The organism is Streptomyces sp. P17 (assembly GCF_032436805.1).
GTDB lineage: Bacteria > Actinomycetota > Actinomycetes > Streptomycetales > Streptomycetaceae > Streptomyces.
In genome coordinates, this window is record NZ_JAVRBF010001336.1 from 1 (window position 1) to 245 (window position 245).

Annotated in this window: 1 protein-coding gene; it reads left to right on the top strand. The window is 61.2% G+C overall.

Going from position 1 to position 245, the window contains the following annotated elements:
* Positions 1–8: 8 nt before the first annotated feature.
* On the top strand, positions 9–245 hold a 237-nt coding region (locus RMT89_RS44890; protein WP_315889508.1), incomplete at its 3' end, for an iron chelate uptake ABC transporter family permease subunit.

Consider the following 245-nt stretch of genomic DNA (forward strand, 5'->3'; position numbering starts at 1 on the left):
CCCTGACGATGCTTTTTGCACGACCCATGCGACAACTCGAAATGGGGGACGACGCAGCGCGTGCATCGGGGGTGAATATCAACCGTACGAGGGCTTCGTTGATGATCCTTGGCGTTGCGCTCACTGCCATTGTCACGGCTGCCGCCGGTCCGATCTCGTTTATTGCGCTCGCTGCCCCCCAAATTGCACGCCGGGTCACGCGTTCGGCAGGCGTGGCGCTCATTCCATCAGCGCTGACAGGCAGT